We start from the raw sequence: 19,839 nt of genomic DNA on the forward strand, positions 1-19,839 counted from the left end.
CGGGTTACCCTCAATAGTGGAAGCTGGCGCGAAGTCCGTAAGTGCGCGGCTGTTCGGCATCGGCTACGTATAGGTCGGCGCTGTTGATAACCCCGTTCACCAGGCGCCGACTGTCCGTGACATTGAATGCGTAAGCTGTGATCGACCACCGATCGCTTGCCTCGGCCAGGGTGGCGGACAGTGTGGTGACGAAATTGCTCTTGCTCTTGAGGAAAGGCAGGTAATCGGCACTGAAGTAGGTGGAACTGCGGTATCGCGTTCCGGCCTGCAGTACGAGCTTGAGGTCGCCGAGCGGCACGGTCTGTTCGCCGTTGACCGTGAAGGACCACCGCGGCGCGTTGAAGGCCTGCCGTCCCGAGCAATCGATCTCGAAGACGTTGACTACCGAACCGCCAGGCGTGGTTTGCGTCGTTGGGCTGTAGCCGCAGGCCGTCTTGGGCGGCAGGCCCTGATTCGGCGCATAATAGACGAAGCTGTCGTATTTCGTGTCCAGATACTGGACGCTACCGGAAAGCAGCGTATCGGGCGTTGCCTGGAACTCAACATCGAGATCGACGCCCTTGATCGTACTGGTGCCGATGTTCCGGGTCAGCAGCACGGTCGAGGGCGGATCGCCCAGATCGTATCCGAACTGGCTGAATTGCTGGTTGCGATATTTCCAGAGGAACGCCTCGACATTCAGCTGCAGGCGATTGCCAAGGAAGCGGTTCTTCGAACCGAGCGTATAGGCGTCGAGCGTTTCGGGTTCATAGCTGTCCAGCCCCCGCGCAAACGAGAATCCGCCTGCATGATAGCCGGTTTCGAAGCTCGCATAGACCATGTTGCTGGGCGAAAAATCGTACTGCGCCGCAAGTCGGTAGGTGAACTTGTTGTCCTTCAGGGACGAATTGATGACGATGGGCGAGCGCAACACGAATGGCGCCGTTTGGGAACCGCCGATGGCATCGGGCAAGACGAAGAGCGGAACTGACGTGACCGGGATACCTGCCGCGCCATAGAAGCTCTCGACCTCAGCGCCGCTGGTTGCGAGCGGCATGAACGGCAGCGTCGGACAGCTATTGCCCAATGCAGGATTGCCGCAGAACAGGATATAGACGTTCGAGGTGCCGTCGAAGGACTTGCGATCCGATGTATAGCGTCCCGCTGCCGTCAGGCTCAGCCGTTCGACGGGACGAAAGGTGACTTTGCCGAAGCCCGCCCAGGATTTGGTGTGCGTATCGAACTGTTGGAAGGGCGAAAGCGTCCACTGGTTATAGTAGGCCGTGGCGCCGATCTTCTCATCGAAATATATGCCGCCAAGCAGGTAGTCGATCTGAGGGCCGGCCTGTCCCGCCCAGCGCGCCTCGATGCTTGCCTGACGATCGTCTTCCTTCGAGCCGCCCTCGCGGAATATGTTGGCGAAGCGGTAATCGATGTGCGCCTCGCGCCAGGCGGGCTGGATTGTCAGGGTGCCGATATCGGTCTTGTAGTTGAGTTCCGCCGTCACGCCCCAGTAGTCGTTGTCGTTCGACGGCGTGCCATCGCTTACCGCACCTGCGCGACCGACTTGCGGAATGTACCGTGAGGCGAGGTATGCCTGGGATGCCGGATCGCCCAGGCCTTGCAGGCTCGAGAAGCCCGATCGCGTGTATTCGTAGCCGGCAAATCCGTTCGGACCGAAGGTCGGATCCACGGAGCCGACATAATAGCTCGAGGAACTGGCGCCGCCCTGATGGGCATAGTCGGCGGCAATGCGCAGATCCAGTTGCGGGTCAGGCTCGGCATAGATCTGGAAGCGTGCACCATATTCCCGCTGGTTGCCGGTGCCATCGCTCATGAACGCGTCGTGCCGGGACAGCGTACCCGCCAATCGCATGGCCACCGCTTCGCCCGCTGGGACATTGACCGCGGCTTGGGCGGTCCACCAGTTGTAGTTACCATAGCCGATAGTGGCGTCGGCGCCGACCTCGCCGAGGCGCGGCTTGTTAGGGATCACGTTTATCGCGCCGCCGGTCGCATTGCGGCCGTAGAGCGTGCCTTGCGGCCCCTTGAGCACTTCGACCCGTGCGAGATCGTAGAACATGCCGGAGGTGGAGCTGGGGCGGCCGATATAGACCCCATCGTAGTTGAACGCGATTGCCGGGTCAGAATAGGCGTTCACCGTGTTGTTGCCGACGCCGCGCACATAGAAAGTAGTCGTGCCGCCCGCGCCGCCGACGGTGGCGAGCGCCGGAGAGGTGCGGGACAAGTCCTCCGCCCGCGTCACGATCTGCTGACGAAGGTCCGCGCTCGTTACCACATCGACCGGCAAGGGCGCCTTTTGAGCGCTCTGGCTGACGCGCTGGGCAGTGACCACGATCTCCTCCAGACCTCCTAGTGGAGCCTGTGCATTGCTCTCCTGCGCGACAGCAATCTGCGGCAGCACCATGGTCGTGCAAATCGCAAGTGCAGACACGCTACGATGTAAGACGTTCATCCCACTCTCCCCTCTGCTTCCACCACATTATTCCTTGGTGAATGAATTATTTATTCCCGCTATCATGAATAATGAGCCCGATCAACACCGAATTTATCTGCCTGGACGCCCTCCCGGGCCCGGCGGGTTCGGTTTGGCAAAAGTCCTCATCGAGCCCTTGCGCTGTCATGTTTTCAGCGAAGTTCCGCCCGATTCACTGCAGCCGTTTCAGGATGCGATAATGCAGTGGGCGCAATTACGACGTGGCCCGCAGCGAAGAGGACAGTCGCGCTGCGGGGCCGCGTGGACGGCTGCGAGGGGCGAAAACAGGAAGGCGGCTTCATGTCCTCGCGGTTGCCAGGACGCGAAGCCACCCGCTCAGCTATCCTTGCGCTGCTTCACAGATCGTCGGGCATGCCGCAGGTAAAACTGGTGGCCAACGATGGATCGCCATTGCCGTCATATTGCGCAACCCATGGATAAGCACAGAGCGGCCGTTCCATCGGTGCGCGTGGCAGGGCGGGCGGTTGTCCCGGAAAGGTTGCGGCCCGGGTCGGGCGCGTGGCGGCGATCCGATCGGGCGCATTGCCGGTTTCCGCCCATTCGTCGATAGTGCCGAGCGTGTCGAATTCGCTCGGGCCCTCGCCGCCCGAGCAGTGGTCCATGCCGGGCGCCATGAACAGGCGAAGTTGGTCCTGCGCGACTTCCTGCGGGAGCGCTGAGTAGAGGTCCCGATAGAAGCGCAGAGTATTGGTTGCCGGGATCAGTCCATCGGTCCAGCCATGGCTCAATAGCAGCTTGCCTCCACGCGCGAAGAACTGACCGAGCCCGTCCGAAGGCACATTGAGTATACCGGCGCCGAACTGGCGCGCGTCGTTCGCCAAGGTGCGATAATCGGTCGCGCGCCAATCCCAACGATCGCTTCCGCCATAGACCAGGTCGCGGAAATAGCTCATCGCAACGGGGAAAGGCTCGGTGCCCATGACCAGTGCGGCAAGCTGCATTTCCGAACCGATTGGCCAGCCTGGCAACAACTGCGTACCGTCCGTGGCGCGCACTCCGCCATAGAAGTTGCCAATGGCGGAAACCTGACCTGCGCTCAGGCAGCCTTTTGTCTGCCCGGGTTTGCACTGCAGGCTGGTAGGGGTGAAGCTGCATTGCTGCGGCCGGCCGATCAACCCATCCTTGACCCCATCCAGCGTATCGCATTGCGCGACTGCGGCGGCGTGAACCATTCCCAGATCGGCGGGCGTGATCTGCACATTGAAGCGCTGCGGCTGCCAGCCCTGCCACATGCTCTGGGTCATCAGGTCCGTCATCGGATTGGCCGGAGCCATGGCGCTTATCGCGTCGAAATCCTCCGGATAGCGATGGGCGGCCATAAGGCCCTGCCTGCCGCCCGTCGAGCAGGAGTTCCAAAAGGAAAGATCCGGCGCGCGGCCATAGAACGCCTTGATTACCTGTTTGGCCGCGACGGTCGTCACATGTACTGCACGGTAGCCGAAGTCGATCAGCTTTTCCGGATGTCCCACGGCCCATTCGGCCGTCATGCCATTACCGACATGGCCCGTGTCGGTAGCGGCCGTGGCATAGTTGCGCGCAATATTGCGGCCCAGTTCCGCGAAGCTGATAGAGCCGGCCCAAATACCATTGCCGACCCCGGCGTATTTGCCGTTCCAGCCTTTGAGCGGCAGCCAGACCTCGCTGTTGATGTCCGAGTCCGACGAAGGCGCCAGCCTCAGACGCACCCGGCAGAAGGCGGGCGCATCCGAATAGCTTGCTGCGGCAACGCCGGGCGGCAGACCGGAGCCGGCAGGCGGCTCGAAATCTCCTTTGGAGACGATCTCGGCGCTGGTGACCTTGCCATCCTGAATGGCGAGACTGGCCAGGTCCGCACAGGCCGCCTGGGCCGGGGCTGCGAGGGCCAGCGCGCAAGTCGAGGCAGTGATGGCAAGAATGCCCTTGGTATGTAAAATCGTCACTGCGGTCTCCCGGCTTTCTCGGCCTCGGCTGCTTGTTTCATCCGTACAAAGGTCATTTGGCAGTCCGTATCGGCTGCGCACATTCCTTCGGCATGAGAGTTCAAGCGATAGTTAGTTCGAGGGTCCGCCCCAGAGGAAGTGACAAATTGTACAAGGTGTCTCCGCAGCTTATGCTCGAGAGGCGTGCGCTGCCCGCACAGGACACGCGATAGGGGGAACTTGCCGACCATTCAGAAGATGTGGAGCGGCGGACACAAGACACTCGCAATGGTGCAGCGATATACCCATGTTCATGCCAGGTATATCGATGAAGCAATCGACGTCTTGGATCTCGCGCCTCAAGGTCAAATTCCTGATGCGGCTATACCAGAAGTACACACGGCCTCACTTCGCGTAACCCCAAACAAGGTTAGGACGCTCAAACTTTAAGTGAGTTAAATCAGAAGTTCGATTGATGGAGGCCCGAGCCGGAATCGAACCGGCGTATACGGATTTGCAGTCCGCTGCGTCACCACTCCGCCATCGGGCCATCCAAGGTGGTGTTCCTGTGGAGGTGCGCCCCTAGCAACCCTCAGGGCCGGGCGCAATCCGATTCGCGCGTCGGTTGAAAACTATCGTTTGGCTAAGGGCTTCGTTGCGCTACGCTGGGCTCGAATTGCCGCGCCGGCCTTGGCGGGGCCGCAGGTGGAGCCGCATTGATGATCCTTGGAGCCGTTCTTGCAGGTGGACAATCCAGTCGTTTCGGCAGTGACAAGGCTCTGGCGGAGTTGGAAGGGCACACCTTGCTTGCCCTGGCGGTCGATGCGCTTGCAGGATTGTGCGATCACGTGATCGTGGTCGGGCGCGAGACGGCGCCTGCGCCGACCCTGCCGGACTGGCCGCGCCCCGGGATGGGCCCCTTGGGCGGCATCGCCGCGGCCCTGCATCACGCGCGGGACGAGGGCTACGAAACGGTGCTGACTTGCGGCGTCGATGTTGCGTCCCTGCCCGACAACCTGCTCGACCTTCTGGGCGCAGCACCGGCCTGTCTGGCCGATCAGCCGGTGATCGGCCTCTGGCCGGCCTCGGCGACGAAGTCGATCGAAGCGCTGCTCCACAGCGATGAGAAGCATTCGATGCTGCGCTTCGCCGACAGGATCGGCGCGCGCAAGGTGAAGATCGACGGCGCGATCCCGAACATCAACACGCCGGCGGACCTCTCCGCGATCGCGGGCAAGGCCTAGGATGACGCGCGCCGCGCATTTTAGTCAGTGCTTGGAGGCGCGGGCCTGTCCGGAGCCCGCCGGGGCCACTTTGCCGTACTGCGAGTGGACGCCGCGACTCTCTTCGTGATCGTCGGGCAGGGTAAGGCGATAACCGCCGGGCGAGCTTGTCTCGATCATGCCCGACAGCTCCACGAAGGAAAGCTTGCGCCGCAGCCGGGACATGTGGACGGCGATGCTGTTGGTCTCCGGCACGAAGCCCATGCGCCAGACGTCCTGGATCAGCGACTGCTTGCTGACGGTTTGGCCGACACAGTCCGCGAGGCGCCATAGCAGGGCGAATTCGCGCGGGTTGAGATTGAGCGGTTTGTCGTCGCCGAAGGCCTCTCGCGCGAGCAGGTCGAGCGAGAGGGAGCCGATCTTGCGATGCCGCGGCAGCCATTGCAGCGCCTCGGCGACGCGGCTGGCCCGGGCTTCCAGTTCCTCGAGGCTGATATCCGAAGAAACGACGTCGCCGAACCCGATCTGCAGCAGCGTGGCCCGTTCGTGTGCAAGCTCCACGCCCGTTACCAGGACGTGGCGCCGCATTTCCACTCCGAACGAGGCGAGGATGTGCATCCAGCCCATGTTGTCGAGGCCGGCGGCATGAAAGATGCCGATGCATTCCTCGCTCGGCCGGTCGCGCTCGACGAGCTTCCAGCCGGACCGCCGCAGATCCAGTTCCTTGGGTATGTCGCCCGAGGCCAACCAGCAGAAGCCTTGCTTGGCTCCCTTGCGCTGGTCGGCATTCTTGGCGGTGTCCAGGCTGGCCATCATTTCCCCCATCTCCGTGCAGGCCTTCAACTCGTGCACGCAGATTGTCGGACTTGAGCATTCAAAAACAACACATAAAAACTTACAGGAATGTCACATCAATCACAGTTTTTTATGTGAGAAAATACCATGTCGGCCTGTTTGAGGCCCTCAGGTGCCTGGTGTGTTGACCCCCTTGGAGGTCAGGAAGCGCTTGATGTTGCGGGCGGCCTGGCGCAGCCGTTGCTCGTTCTCGACCATGGCGATGCGCACGAAACCTTCGCCGTCCTCGCCGTATCCGACGCCCGGCGCGACCGCGACTTCGGCTTCGGTAAGAAGCTGCTTCGAGAACTCGAGGCTGCCCATCTCCTTGAGGGCAGGAGGCAGGGGGGCCCATGCGAACATCGAGGCCTTGGGGCTGGGGATTTCCCACCCGGCGCGTCCGAAGGCCTCGACCATGACGTCGCGGCGCTTCTGGTACAGTTCGCGGTTCTTCTCGACGATGTCCTGCGGGCCGTTGAGCGCTGCGCAGGCGGCAGCCTGGATCGGCGTGAAGGCGCCGTAGTCGAGGTAGGACTTCACGCGCTTGAGCGCGGCGATCAGCTTCGCGTTGCCGACGGCGAAGCCGACGCGCCAGCCTGCCATGGAGAAGGTCTTGGACATCGAGGTGAACTCGACGGCAACGTCCTTGGCGCCCGGAACCTCGAGGATCGAACGGGTCGGCTGTCCATCGTAATAGAGTTCTGAGTAGGCAAGGTCGGACAGGATCCAGACCTTGTTCTCCTTGGCCCAGGCGACGAGGCGTTCGTAGAAAGCGAGGTCGACGGTTTCGGCCGTGGGGTTCGACGGGTAGTTGACGATCAGGATCGACGGGCGCGGCACGGTGAAGGCCATCGCGCGTTCCAGCGACTGCCAGTAGCGCTCGTCCGGCGTCGTCGGCACCGAGCGGATCGTCGCCCCGGCGATGATGAAGCCGAAAGTGTGGATCGGGTAGCTGGGATTGGGCGAGAGCACGACATCGCCCGGCGCGGTGATCGCCGTGGCGAGGCTGGCCAGGCCTTCCTTCGAGCCCATGGTCATCACCACTTCGGTCTCGGGATCGAGGTCGACGTTGAAGCGGCGGCCATAGTAGTTCGCCTGGGCGCGGCGTATGCCCGGAATGCCCGAAGAAGCGGAGTAGCCGTGGGCATCGGGCTTCTGCGCCACTTCGCACAGCTTGTCGATCACGTGCTGCGGCGGCGGCAGGTCGGGGTTGCCCATGCCGAGGTCGATGATGTCCCGTCCCGCCTGGCGTGCTGCGTGCCGCATCGCGTTGACTTCGGCGATGACGTAGGGCGGCAGGCGCTTGATGCGGTAGAACTCGTCTTCCATGACCTCGATAAATCCATGATGGCGGCGGGATTGCCGCGTGGCTTCCTGTAGGGGATTACGCGCGCGGCGCAAATGCCGATCGCGTGGATTGCGCAAGGATCTTGCCCAGAAGGGGGGTCGACAGTTTGTGCAGTGCAACTAAGACTAGGTCACGAACCAAGGGAGTTTCGTGATTCATGGCTACTGATGCTACGGAAGTGTTCTCGGATATGCTTCGCAGCCAGGCCAAGGGCATGGCGACTCTCTTCGGTCAGATGTTGCCTGCAGAAAGTTCCCAGGGCGCGGAAAAGGCCGTCCAATGGGCGGAAGTGGCAGCGCGCCTGCAGTCGATCTGGACCGAATTTCAGGTCGAGCAGCTGAGCAAGGCGTCGGGTGAGAAATCGCATTACACCGACCCGGTGAAGTGGATCGCGACTCTCGAGGCCGTGATGCGCCAGCTGCCGCTCTCCAACCCGGAAGTGCAGCAGGGCTTGTGGGACGAGGTCATCGCCGTATTGACGGCCGTGCTCGGCCAATACGGCATGGGACCGCGTGCATTCGAGGAAGCGAAGGGCGATCCCCATATGCCGCTTCGCGATCGGCGCTTCGCCGATCCGGAGTGGCGCAGCAAGCCGATCTTCGCGGTCTTGCACCAGCTCTACCTCCTGTTGTCCTCGCAAGTGATGAAGCACGCCGAGGCGATCGAGGACATCGAGCCGGGCCGCAAGGCGCAGCTGATGTTCGCGGCGAAGACCATTGTCGATGCACTGAGCCCGGCGAACTTTCCGCTTACCAACCCGGTGGCGCTGGCCAAAGCCAACGAGACTGGCGGCGAGAGCCTGATCCGCGGGTTCGAGCATATGCTCGACGACCTGCGCAAGGGCCAACTGACGCATACCAACCCGGCCGCGTTCAAGCTGGGCGAGAACATTGCGGTGACGCCGGGCAAGGTCGTTCACGAGACCGACCTGTTCCAGATCATCCAGTACACGCCCACCACCGACAAGGTGCTGGCAACGCCGCTGGTGATCTTCCCGCCGTGGATCAACCGCTTCTACATCCTCGACCTCAACGCGAAGAAGAGCTTCGTGCGCTGGGCGGTCGAGCAGGGGCTGACCGTGTTCATGGTCTCTTGGAAGTCTGCCGACTCCTCGATGGCGGACCTGTTGTGGGACGACTACATCCAGGCCCAGATCGACGCGATCGACCACGTGCGCGAGAGGCTGAAGGTGCCGGCCGTCCACACCATCGGCTATTGCGTTGCCGGGACGACCCTGGCGGCGACGCTGGCCGTGCTGGCGCGCAAGGGCGAGGCCGACAAGGTTGCCAGCGCGACCTTCTTTACCGCCCAGGTCGATTTTGAAGGGGCAGGCGACCTCAAGGTCTTCGTCGACGACCAGCAGATCGAGACGATCGGCCAGCTTTCGCCGGAGGGCTACGTCGACGGACGCTATCTTGCGGCCACCTTCAATATCCTTCGCGGCAACGATCTGATCTGGAACTACGTCGAGAAGAATTACCTCAAGGGCGAGGAATATCCTGCCTTCGACCTGCTGCACTGGAACGGCGACGTCACCAACCTGCCGGCGCGCTGGCATCGCGATTACCTGCGTGATCTCTACCGCGACAACCGGCTTGTCGTGGCGGATTCGCTGAGCGCCTGCGGGGTGCCGATCGACCTGCATCGCATCTCCACGCCGGCCTATGTCCAGGCCGGTCGCGAGGATCACATCGCGCCGCCGTCGAGCGTCTGGAAGTTTACCCATTACCTTTCCGGGCCGCAGACCTTCCTGCTGGCAGGATCCGGGCATATCGCAGGCGTGGTCAATCCGCCGTCCTCGGGCAAGTACCAGTACTGGACACACGACGGATCGCCCGACACGCTTGAGGAATTCGTCGCCGGAGCCAAGGAGCACCCGGGTAGCTGGTGGCCGCACTGGATTGAGTGGATTCGTGCGCATGGCAACGAAGAAGTCTCCGCGCGCGGCAAGCGGCGCCCGGGCGGACGCGGCGACAAGGTCATCGAGGACGCGCCGGGTCGCTACGTGATGACGCGCTGATAGGGCCGCTGTCAGGGCGCGCCGGGCGGGGTGCGTTTCCGCCCGGTGCTGTGCGCTTCCTGGGGGCACGTTGCCGGTGAACACCTGTCCGTAGTGATGCGATGATCACCGGCGCTACCGAAATTTAATCGGCTGTTCCGCGCAACTGTCACGAACCCTTCGGAAATTGCGGATACCCATGCGGTGCCGAATTCGGTAATGTCGCATCGGCAGCGCGCTGCGGCGCGACATTGGAGAGAGGACTGCCGCCCCGCACCGGATCCCTTGTCCGGGCGCGATTGCTGCATCGCAGCATTTATTGTGCAGCGCACAATTTCGATATTGACTTCGCTTGTGCGAGATCGTATTGTGCAACGCAACAAACAGAACTCTCGAATCGCTGACTACCGAATCGGGCTGCAGTTGGCCCGACCGCAGAATGCGGAAAGCAGGATTGAAGCGTATGGCCGGCACCGAAGACGAGAAGGGTAAGGCGCTTGCCGAAAAGGCTTACGAAGCGGCGGCAGCGTCTGCTTCGGATGAGCCTTCGGTCAAGGCCGGGAAATCCGTCAAGCCGTCAGCCAAGGCGACGGCGGCGAAAGCCGCTCCAGAGGAATCAGCAGCGAAAAAGGATGAGCTTGCAGTGACCCCGACCGAAGCATCCAAGCCCGAAGAAACTCCGGCCACGGAAGCCAAGCCCGAAGCGGCTCCGGTCGTGGAAACGAAAGCTGCGGCGCCTGACACGTCCGACGCCGCGACGGCCAAGGTCGCGCCCAAGGCGAAGACTGCCCCCAAGGCGGCCGTCAAACCCAAGACTGCGGTGAAGCCCAAGGCTGCCGCCGCCAAGTCGAAGCCAGCTGCGGTTGCCAAGCCGAAGCCGGCACCCGTCGCTCCGGTCAAGGCCGCTCCGGCCAAGCCGGCGCTGGAGGTCGCAAAGGTAAAGCCTGCTACGGCCAAGCCCGCAGCACCTCAAACCAAGGCGGCGCCCAAGACCGTCGATGCCAAGTCACCCGTATTCGCAGGACTTTTCACCAACTTCATGCTCGAGGAACAATCAATGGACATGAGCGCTAACTTCGCAGGAATTCAGCAGGCGATGACCGAGGCCCAGGCCAAGGCCAAGGCCGCATTCGAAAAGAGCACCACCATGATGGGTGAAGTGAACGAATTCACCAAGGGCAACGTCGAAGCCGTCATGGAATCCGGCAAGATCTTCGCCGAAGGCATGCAGGGCCTTGGCTCCGAGATCGTTTCGGAAGGTCGCTCGACCTTCGAAACCATGTCGGGCGACATCAAGGAACTCGCCGCTGCCAAGTCGCCGACCGACTTTTTCAAGATCCAGGGCGATATGATGCGCAAGAACTTCGACAGCGCTGTCGCCTACAGCTCGAAGAACAGCGAAGCCATGCTCAAGCTCATGAGCGACGTGATGGCCCCGATCTCGGGCCGCGTCAGCATGGCCATGGAGAAGGTCCGCCAGACCTCGCTCTAAGGATTGCACGCATAATGGCCGACCGGGTGGCAATGGCGCACCCGGTCGGCCAAGCGTGAAAATCGTACTATCTGGCCGGGGCATCTTGTAGTTCAGTGCTCCGTTACGATATTCTAACCGCCATGCATCCCGATCCAGCCGATTCAGATCTCTTCCGTCCCTCGCCCATGCGCTGTGGGGACGATGATGATTCCACCCGCAACCCGGGTGGCGACGAGCAGGTCGGCATCGCCACCAAGACCCGCGCAAAGCCCAAAAAGCCGAGCCAGTTCAAGGTGCTGATGCTCAATGACGACTATACCCCGATGGAATTCGTGGTGATGGTCCTCAAGCGATTCTTCCAGATGGATCTTGAGCAGGCGACCCGCGTCATGCTTCACGTGCATCAGAAGGGCGTCGGCGTCTGCGGCATCTTTCCTTACGAGATCGCCGAGACCAAGGTGAACCAGGTGATGGATTTCGCCCGGCAGAACCAGCATCCCCTGCAGTGCACCCTCGAAAAGGCCTGATTGCCCGCCGATCGTTCGGCGGGGAACCGCCTGCACTTTCCGAAAGTTCAATAGTCCATGCGGCACGAGGCAGGATGTCCCGCGTCGGGCGCGATCCTGCGCTTGGGACGGCGGAGGCTGCCATTGGGTCGCACTGCGCCCTCAAAGGCCCAGCTTATCGGGGTTAGGCCGACAAATGCCTTTCGCCCGCCGCGGCTAGCCGTTAAGGGCCAGAGGAAGGACGGTAATGTGACGACGAACACGTGAAATTCTTCAGCGCCATCGATCGCTACATCTTCCGCCTCGTGCTGATGCCCATGCTCGGCATCTTCCTGCTGGCGGCTTCCTTGCTCGTGCTCGACAAGATGCTGCGCCTGTTCGACTTCGTCGCAACGCAGGGCGGTCCCGTGGGCGTCGTGTTCAAGATGCTCGCCAACCTGCTGCCGGAATATGCCAGCCTGGCGATACCGCTGGGCCTGATGCTCGGCATCCTGCTCGCCTTTCGCAAGCTCGCCACGTCCAGCGAACTGGACGTCATGCGTGCCGTGGGGCTGAGCTATACGCGGCTCCTGCGCGTGCCGTACCTGATCACGATCGTCTTGGCCGGCCTCAACCTGGCCATCGTGGGCTACCTGCAGCCGCTCTCGCGCTATTATTACGAGCAGCTCAACTACGAGCTGAAGTCCGGTGCACTGGGCGCCTCGATCAAGGTGGGCGAATTTACCGCGCTCAAGGACCGAATTGCGCTGCGCATCGATGAGAGCCGCGACGATGGGCGCCGTCTCATCGGTATCTTCGCGCGCGTCGCCAACGAGAAGGGGCAGGTGCTCTCGATCTCCGCGCGCGAGGGCCAGTTCCTTGCGCTGCAGGGCGCGCCCGACACTGTCATCCTGCGGCTCGAGCAGGGCCAGATCATCCAGGATATGCCGGGCAGCAGCCCGCGCGTCCTCAGCTTCACCCGCCACGACCTGCCGATCGACCTGCCGCAGATCGAGAAGTTCCGCAAACGCGGCGGCGAGGACCGCGAGTATCTCCTGCCTGAACTGATGAAGCTGGGCTGGAGCGACGAGAGGCCCAGGCAGGAGCGCGTGGCGAGCCAGGCGAACTTCAACTACCGCCTGGTCGAAGTGATCATGATGCTGCTGCTGCCGCTGCTCGCGGTGGCGCTTGCAATCCCGCCCAAGCGATCGAGCTCTTCGCTCGGCCTGTTCGTCTCTATCGTCATGGTCGTGGCCTATCACAAGGTGAACCAGTACGCGGCGGACGTCGCCGCGCTGGGGCGGATCAATCCGATCATCGGCCTGTGGGGGCCGTTCCTGGTGCTCGCGTTGCTGATTCTCCTGATGTACTACCGCGTCGCCTATGTACCGGGCGGACAGGCGATCGGCTGGCTCGAAAAAGGCGCCGAGAGCGTCAGCAAGCGCCTGAAGTCACTGCTGCGCCGCAAGCGTCGCGGCCCGCTCCTCCCGGCCTCAGCGGATCCGTCCTGACATGCAGCTTGAATTCTTTCCCTCGCGCTCGCTGACGCTCTACCTCGCGCGGCTCTTCATCACCCGCATCGTCGCGGTGCTGCTCATGCTCGTGCTGGTGCTGCAGGTGCTCGACCTGCTCGGTGAGAGCGGCGATATCCTGGCCTATTCGGGCAATGGCGAGGCGCAGCTGTTCTACTACGTAAGCTTGCGCATCCCCCAGCTGATCGCGCGATTCCTGCCTTATTCGGTTCTGCTGGCGACGATCATCACCCTGGCGACGCTGAACCAGAACAGTGAAGTCATCTCGATGAAGGCGGCGGGCCTGTCCGCGCACCAGATCCTGGCGCCGCTGATGCTGACGGCGCTCGCCGTATCGGTGCTCAGCTTCGGCTTCAACGAACGCGTCGTAACCCGTGCCAGCGCCACGCTCGATGCCTGGCAGGCCGTGGATTATGGCCCGATCCCCAAGAAGGCCGGGGCAAAGAGCAACCTGTACCTTGCCGACGGGCGGGATCTCCTGCTGGCGCAGTCGCTGGAGGGGACCGGCAATGGCATGGTCCTGCACGGGGTCACGTTTTACCGGCGCGATGCCAACGGCATGATCGTCGAGCAGCTGCGCGCGCCGGATGCGGCCTACCTCAATCCGGGCTGGAAGCTGGACAAGCCGGTGCGCTTCGACGTTGCCGGCACGAAGACGACGACGCTTGCCACCGCCACCGTCGCACCGGGCATCACGCCTGAGAAAATCACGATGTCGAAGGTGGACGCGGATTCGCAGGACATCGTCGAGCTGGCTTCGTCGATCCTGGCTCTGCGCGATGCCGGACGCCGGACGAGCGAGCTGGAGGCTGCCTGGTGGCACAAGATCTCCGGCCCGTTCTCTTCAACGCTGATGCCCTTGCTGGGCGCAGTCGCGGCATTCGGCCTGGCCCGTTCAGGCCAGCTTCTCATCCGCGCCGTGATCGGCATGGCGCTGGGCTTTGCCTACTTCGTGTTCGACAACGCCGCGCTCGCGATGGGCAACTTCGGGGGCTACCCGCCGCTGATCGCGGCATGGGCGCCGTTCCTGCTCTTCGCGCTGATCGGCGAAACGGTCCTCATCCGGACCGAGGAATAGGCGCCGCTTCCGGCAACCTGTTCGAGGTTGCCGGGCGGGGCGTTCCCGTTCTTACCGAGGCCGCATCGTGCTGCCGACGAGCCGAGACATCAGCGGCATCAGGCCGGGATAGCTCGCCTTGGTGTAGGTCGTATCGAGGCCCAGATGTTCGCTCAGGCGGCGGTGCGCTTCGCCCAGCGAGTGATAGGGCATGCTGGGAAGCAGGTGGTGCAAGGCGTGATAGCGCAGGCCCACCGGGGCCCAGAGCGGTGCCAGCACTGCCGGCGGCGGCACGTTCACCGAATCGAGATACTGCGCGGTCACGGTCATCGCATCGCCGTCGTTCTCCCACAGGTGCGCCACGAGGGTGCGGACCTGGTTGAGGAAGGCGGTCAGCGATACAACGCACAGAGCGATCAGCAGCGGGCGCCAGCCCAGCACCAGCGTGCTGGCGAGCAGGGCGATCGCCCAGGCCGAGCAGCCCAGCTCCTGCCAGAAGACCATGCGCCTGAATTCGCCTTCGGGCGGCCGGCGGCGGAATTCGGGATTGATCGCCAAGGCCGAAAAGCGTGCCCAGACGAGGCGGCGCAGGGGCGGGATAACCGCGCCGAGCGGCACCAGCACGGCCGAGCGCAGCAACAGGGCGAAAGGCAGCAGGATCGCGGTGAGGGCGAAGACCGGCAGGCTCCAGGGCTTCATCAGGGCCAGCGGCAGGTATTCCGGATCGTCCACCGTCCCATAGCGCGTGCGGGCATGGTGCAGCGTGTGCACGCCTTCATACATCAGCGAGGGCGTAAGCAGCGGAATGCCGACGAGAAGATTCCAGCCGAAGCGGAAGCCGGGCAGGGCGTCCTTGTGGATATGAGTCAGCTCATGGATGAACAGCAGCGCGCGGTAGAGCGCAAGAGCGGCGAGGATGCCGCTGAGCGTTGCGAGCCAGGGATTGGCGATCAGGATGGCGCCCGCCAGCGCGGCGTAGCCCAGCGCGGCCGAGGCCAGCATGTCCGGCCAGTAGATGCGCGGAAGCGCGGCGGAAATGTCGCGGGTCAGCTCTACGGCCGCGCGCAGCATCTCCTTGTCGTCGGGAATCGCCGACTTCTTGATAGTCCCGCTCTGTTGCTGCGCCGGGGCGGCAGCGGGGGCGTCGATCACGTCCTGGGCAATCATGCAATCAATCCAAAAAGCATTCCTGTGGGTCGATTCCGGGAATTTCCGTGATTCGAGCCGGGGTTGCCGCGATCTCCCGCCATGCCCGACTTGACAATATGCCGGGACCGCACGCAGGTCGCGTATCGATAATCCTTCTCGCACACAACAAAGGCAGGATCGTGGCGAACGCCCAACTAGTCATCACACCCGTTTCCGGCAAGGCCGAGATCAAGGCCTTCGTCGACGTTGCCTATCGTCTCAATGCGCAAGATCAAAATTGGGTGCCCAATCTGCGCATGGAAGAGCTCGAGAAGTTCACGCCCGGCAAGAATCCTTTCTTCGACCATGCCCGTTGCCAGTTGTTCCTGGCACGGCGCGAGGGCCGTATCGTTGGGCGCATATCGGCGCACATCGATGAACTGGCGCTGACGCTGCCGCTTGAGCAGGGCATGGGCCCGGGCACGGGCAACTGGGGCGCGATCGAGGCCGAGGACGAGGACGTCGCCCGCGCCCTTATCGAAACTGCCGAGAACTGGCTGCGTCAAGAGGGCATGACCCGCGTGCTGGCGCCGATGAACCTGTCCGTATGGGAAGAGCCCGGCCTGCAGGTTCGCGGCTTCGATCACCCGCCGATGGTGATGATGGCGCACCACAATGCCGCTTATCAGCCGTGGATCGAGGGCGCGGGCTACGCGCTGGCGAAGACGCTCTACACCTACGATCTGGACGTGACCAGGCAGTTCCCGCCGCTGGTCCAGCGCATCGTCGCCTCGGGCGAAAAGAACGCCAAGATCCGCGTGCGCGAAGTCGATCTCAAGCGTTTCGACGAAGAAGCCGCGATCATCTGCGACATCCTCAACGATGCGTGGTCGGACAACTGGGGCTTCGTGCCCTTCACCGACCGGGAAATCGCCCATACCGGCAAGAAGCTGAAGCCGCTGGTCCATCCCAGCCTGATCCGCATTGCCGAGTACGAAGGCGAGCCGGTGGCCTTCATGATGACGCTGCCGGATCTCAATCAGGTGCAGAAGCGGATCAACGGCAAGAAGGGCAAGCCGTCGCTGCTCGGCTGGCTCAAGCTGGCCCTGTGGCTGCGCAAGCCCAAGCCGGCCGACATGCGCGTGCCGCTGATGGGCGTGCGCAAGAAGCTGCAGTCCTCGCGCCTTGCCAGCCAGCTCGCTTTCATGATGATCGAGTACATCCGGCGTTCCGCGACCCAGATGTTCGATTCGCAGCGAGGCGAGATCGGCTGGATCCTCGAGGACAACCAGGGGATGGTCGCGATCGCCGATGCCATCGACAGCAAGGTGAACCGGGAATACGCGATCTACGAAAAGGCGCTGTGATCCGGTTGTTGGGGCCGGCTTCCAGATTTTCTTAACGGGCGGCGGACTACCCTCGTGCGGCGAGGCATGCCTCTGGGGCATGCCGCGATCGCGGAAGGCGGGTCGTTGAAGATGAAGTACAGGTCCTGGCTGGTCGTCCCGGGCAGCAGCGAGAAACGGCTGGGCCTTGCCATGGGCACCGGGGCGGATGTGGTCGTTGTCGATCTTGCCGATACCGTGCCCGATGCGGCAAGGCGCGAGGCGCGCGCCATGGCGTGCGAGTGGCTCTCGGTACACCGCCGTAATCTGCTCGAACACCGGCAGATGGGACGCTGGGTGCGCATCAACGCGCTCGATTCGGGGTTATCGCGCGACGACCTTCTGGCGGTCATGCCCGGCGCGCCGGACGGCATCATCCTTCCCGGAGCGACCGGCCCGGAAGCGGTCCGCCAACTTGCCAGCGAAATCTACGAGCTGGAGCAGGCAAACGGCATCGCCGCCAACTCGGTGCGGATCATGCCCGTCGCCGGCGACAGCCCACGCGGCCTGTTCGGCATGGCGCAATATCTCGATACGCCGCACCAGCGCCTGTTCGGCCTGACGTGGAGCGTCGCGGGCCTCGGTGTCGCCATGGGTTGCAGTCTCCTGCACGGCGTCGAAGGCGAGCGGAGCGATGCGGCGCGCCTGGTGCGGGCGCAGACGCTTCTCACTGCCCATGCCAGCAGAACCGTCGCCGTGGATGCGCCTTTCGAGCGTTTCGAGGACGATCGCGGGCTTGCAAGAGCTGCGCAGCAGGCGCGCTCCGATGGATTTGCCGGGATGTTCGCGATCCACCCGGGACAGGTGGCGACGATCAATGCCGCATTCACCCCGAACGGGGAGGAACTGGCACAGGCCCGCGAGATCCTCGCCCTCTTTTCGGCAAACCCGGATCAGGCTTCACTGCCGCATCAGGGCCGGATGATCGACCGCACGCACCTGGCCATGGCGCGGCAAGCGATCGATGCGGCCGGCGAAGGTGATAATGCGGCCGAGGGGCAGCGCCTCTCGGCCCTGCTGCGTCCGGCTTAGCTGAGCCCGGTTTATTCGGCCTGCGGAGCGGGCTGCGCCGTTTCGGCGGCCGTTGCTTCCTGTGCGGCGGCCTGCGCCTCTTCGGCTGCGTCCGTGGCCTGTGCACTTGCCGGTCTGGGCCCGGTATCGCCGCTTGCCGCCGCTTCCGGATTGGCCAGCGGGGACTGCGAGCGAACCGTGTCGTAAGGCAGCATGTCGTCGGTCACGGAGCGCGGCAGCAATTTTTCGCCCGCAGCCTCCTTCGGGGCAGGGGCATTGTCCTTGCAGCCGCCCAGGCTCGACACTGCGGCGCCGGCGATCGAGAGGGCCGTCCAGAACTTCAAATGCCGGTGCATCATTCATGGGTCTCCGGTTTGCCGTCGGCGGGCGGGCAGGGGCGTTCAAGCGCGGCAAGGAAAGAATCGGCCCTTGCGATCAGCGCCTTGTCCCATGTGTCGAAATCGACGTCATGACCAAGCCGCGCAAGGCTGGTAACGCCGAATTCCTCGATACCGCAAGGCACGATGCCGGTGAAATGCGACAAGTCGGGGCGGATGTTCACGGCAAATCCGTGCATCGTTACCCATTTGCGGATGCGCACGCCGATTGCGCCGATCTTCGCCTCGCGCCCGTCGATGTCCTGAGTCCAGATCCCGATACGGCCCTCGCTGCGGAAACCCTCTATGCCGAAGTCCCGCAGGGTATCGATCACCCAGCCTTCCACGGCATGGACGAAACCGCGCGCGTCGCGGGCGCGCTTCTTCAGGTCGAGCAGGATATAGCCGACCCGCTGGCCCGGGCCGTGATAGGTATAGCGCCCGCCGCGCCCGGCCTCGACTACCTCGAAGCGCGGGTCGAGCAGTTCGGCGGAGGCCGCGCTGGTTCCTGCGGTATAGACCGGCGGATGTTCCAGCAGCCAGACCAGCTCGCGCGCCTCGCCCGCAGCGATAGCGGCATTGCGTACCTGCATTTCCTCCAGCGCGGCGCGATAGGGCACCGGCTCGCGGCTCACCCGCAGTTCGATATCACCGGGAAGCGTGTCTGGGATCGTCATGCCGCGTTGCGTGGCGGCATTCCCTGCGGTTATCAAGTGCCTTTAGGCTGGCGCCTGTGCGACGGCATGCGGAGTAGAACATGAATTTCGACAGCAATCTTGCCTGGAAGCAGGCCTCGGGTGCGGTTTCGGCCAATCGCGAGGTCGTCCTTGCGCTTGCCGGCGTGTTCTTCATGTTGCCGCAGCTTGCCTTCGCGATCTTCTTTCCGCAGCCCGAACCGGCTGCGGGGATGAGTGAGCAGCAGATGGTCCAGATGGTCACGGCTTACTACAGCTCGATCATGCCAATGCTGATTCCGATGGCGCTGATACAGGCTCTCGGCACATTGGCGCTGCTGCGGCTTCTCGACGGGAGCAGGCGGCCCACGGTGGGAGAGGCGATAAAGGGCGGATTGCGCGGGGTCGTCCCCTACTTGCTCGCGCAGCTGATCAGCGGTTTCGTCCTCGCACTCGTCGCATTGGCCGTGATCGGCCTGTTGGGAGCCCTTGCAGGAATGGCCGGAATGTTCGTGGGTGTTGCCATCGTGGCCGCGATCACCGTCTTCGTGGCGGTGAGGCTCTCGCTGACGGCGGCTGTCGTCGCGGTTGAGCAGGCCACCAATCCGATTGCGGCGCTGTCGCGCTCTTGGAAACTGACCGATGGAAATACCACGCGCCTGCTGACCTTCTACGGCCTGTTCATCGTCGCGTTCATCGTCCTGCTGATCATGGTCAATGTCCTGATCGGCATTCCCCTGGCGCTGCTGGCGTCCGATCATGTTGCCATGATCGTGGAGGCGCTGGTCGGTTCGGCCCTCAGTGCGCTGATGGCGCTCTATCTCGTGGCAATCATCGCTGCGAGCCATCGCCAGCTTGCCGGGAACACTCCTGAGGCGGATAGCGCGCCGTTCATCTGAGCGGGCGCTGCAGCCCTT

16 protein-coding genes and 1 tRNA gene are annotated in these 19,839 nt (G+C 63.2%); 9 read left to right on the forward strand and 8 right to left on the reverse strand.

What is annotated here, in order from left to right; translation table 11 throughout:
- Positions 1-10: 10 nt before the first annotated feature.
- The 3 genes from J3474_RS00760 to J3474_RS00770 form a co-directional block, all read right to left on the reverse strand.
- Positions 11-2,455, reverse strand: coding sequence for a TonB-dependent receptor (locus J3474_RS00760; RefSeq protein ID WP_207092771.1), 2,445 nt, complete (start codon positions 2,453-2,455; stop codon positions 11-13).
- 377 nt (positions 2,456-2,832) lie between these two features.
- On the reverse strand, positions 2,833-4,416 hold the full coding sequence (locus J3474_RS00765; protein ID WP_207092772.1) for a tannase/feruloyl esterase family alpha/beta hydrolase: 1,584 nt from the start codon (positions 4,414-4,416) through the stop codon (positions 2,833-2,835).
- Between the two features lie 455 nt (positions 4,417-4,871).
- Positions 4,872-4,945, reverse strand: a tRNA-Cys gene (locus tag J3474_RS00770).
- A gap of 169 nt (positions 4,946-5,114) precedes the next feature.
- Between J3474_RS00770 and J3474_RS00775 the strand changes: the two genes are divergently transcribed.
- Positions 5,115-5,639: a molybdenum cofactor guanylyltransferase gene (locus J3474_RS00775; RefSeq protein ID WP_207092773.1), complete on the forward strand. Its 525-nt coding sequence runs from the start codon at positions 5,115-5,117 to the stop codon at positions 5,637-5,639.
- Positions 5,640-5,663: 24 nt separating this feature from the next.
- Here J3474_RS00775 and J3474_RS00780 read toward each other — a convergent pair whose 3' ends face one another.
- Both J3474_RS00780 and J3474_RS00785 read right to left on the reverse strand, forming a co-directional pair.
- The gene (locus J3474_RS00780; RefSeq protein ID WP_242528117.1) at positions 5,664-6,434 is read right to left on the reverse strand and encodes a DNA-binding response regulator; all 771 of its coding nucleotides are present in this window, start codon (positions 6,432-6,434) and stop codon (positions 5,664-5,666) included.
- A 147-nt stretch (positions 6,435-6,581) separates the two neighbouring features.
- Positions 6,582-7,781 (reverse strand): LL-diaminopimelate aminotransferase, encoded by a 1,200-nt coding sequence (locus J3474_RS00785; protein ID WP_013832225.1) that lies wholly within the window; start codon positions 7,779-7,781, stop codon positions 6,582-6,584.
- 176 nt (positions 7,782-7,957) lie between these two features.
- On the opposite strand from J3474_RS00785, the gene J3474_RS00790 reads away from it, so the two are divergent.
- The 5 genes from J3474_RS00790 (at position 7,958) to lptG (ending at position 14,368) form a co-directional block, all read left to right on the forward strand.
- Positions 7,958-9,820 (forward strand): alpha/beta hydrolase, encoded by a 1,863-nt coding sequence (locus tag J3474_RS00790; RefSeq protein ID WP_207092774.1) that lies wholly within the window; start codon positions 7,958-7,960, stop codon positions 9,818-9,820.
- A gap of 442 nt (positions 9,821-10,262) precedes the next feature.
- Entirely contained in the window at positions 10,263-11,291 is a 1,029-nt protein-coding gene (locus J3474_RS00795) for a phasin family protein (RefSeq protein WP_242528118.1), read from the forward strand.
- A gap of 167 nt (positions 11,292-11,458) precedes the next feature.
- Positions 11,459-11,800 carry an ATP-dependent Clp protease adapter ClpS gene (gene clpS, locus J3474_RS00800; protein WP_013832229.1) on the forward strand — a complete coding sequence of 114 codons (342 nt, stop codon included), beginning with the start codon at positions 11,459-11,461 and terminating at the stop codon, positions 11,798-11,800.
- Positions 11,801-12,042: 242 nt separating this feature from the next.
- Positions 12,043-13,269: an LPS export ABC transporter permease LptF gene (lptF, locus tag J3474_RS00805; RefSeq protein ID WP_013832230.1), complete on the forward strand. Its 1,227-nt coding sequence runs from the start codon at positions 12,043-12,045 to the stop codon at positions 13,267-13,269.
- A 1-nt stretch (position 13,270) separates the two neighbouring features.
- Positions 13,271-14,368, forward strand: coding sequence for an LPS export ABC transporter permease LptG (gene lptG / locus J3474_RS00810; protein WP_013832231.1), 1,098 nt, complete (start codon positions 13,271-13,273; stop codon positions 14,366-14,368).
- A gap of 51 nt (positions 14,369-14,419) precedes the next feature.
- Here lptG and J3474_RS00815 read toward each other — a convergent pair whose 3' ends face one another.
- Positions 14,420-15,514 carry a fatty acid desaturase gene (locus J3474_RS00815; protein ID WP_207092776.1) on the reverse strand — a complete coding sequence of 365 codons (1,095 nt, stop codon included), beginning with the start codon at positions 15,512-15,514 and terminating at the stop codon, positions 14,420-14,422.
- Between the two features lie 161 nt (positions 15,515-15,675).
- On the opposite strand from J3474_RS00815, the gene J3474_RS00820 reads away from it, so the two are divergent.
- Together J3474_RS00820 and J3474_RS00825 are read left to right on the forward strand one after the other, a co-directional pair.
- On the forward strand, positions 15,676-16,842 hold the full coding sequence (locus J3474_RS00820) for a GNAT family N-acetyltransferase (protein ID WP_207092777.1): 1,167 nt from the start codon (positions 15,676-15,678) through the stop codon (positions 16,840-16,842).
- Positions 16,843-16,953: 111 nt separating this feature from the next.
- On the forward strand, positions 16,954-17,892 hold the full coding sequence (locus J3474_RS00825; protein WP_242528119.1) for a CoA ester lyase: 939 nt from the start codon (positions 16,954-16,956) through the stop codon (positions 17,890-17,892).
- Between the two features lie 11 nt (positions 17,893-17,903).
- Here the strand turns inward: J3474_RS00825 and J3474_RS00830 are convergent, their stop codons facing one another.
- Both J3474_RS00830 and lipB read right to left on the reverse strand, forming a co-directional pair.
- Positions 17,904-18,230, reverse strand: coding sequence for a hypothetical protein (locus J3474_RS00830; RefSeq protein ID WP_013832235.1), 327 nt, complete (start codon positions 18,228-18,230; stop codon positions 17,904-17,906).
- Positions 18,227-18,925 carry a lipoyl(octanoyl) transferase LipB gene (gene lipB, locus J3474_RS00835; RefSeq protein WP_007013381.1) on the reverse strand — a complete coding sequence of 233 codons (699 nt, stop codon included), beginning with the start codon at positions 18,923-18,925 and terminating at the stop codon, positions 18,227-18,229. The genes J3474_RS00830 and lipB overlap by 4 nt, the downstream gene beginning before the upstream one ends.
- A gap of 80 nt (positions 18,926-19,005) precedes the next feature.
- Between lipB and J3474_RS00840 the strand changes: the two genes are divergently transcribed.
- Positions 19,006-19,821, forward strand: a complete 816-nt coding sequence (locus J3474_RS00840) for a hypothetical protein (RefSeq protein WP_207092779.1) — start codon at positions 19,006-19,008, stop codon at positions 19,819-19,821.
- The last annotated feature ends 18 nt before the right edge of the window (positions 19,822-19,839 follow it).

This window comes from Novosphingobium sp. PY1 (assembly GCF_017312445.1).
Lineage (GTDB): Bacteria > Pseudomonadota > Alphaproteobacteria > Sphingomonadales > Sphingomonadaceae > Novosphingobium.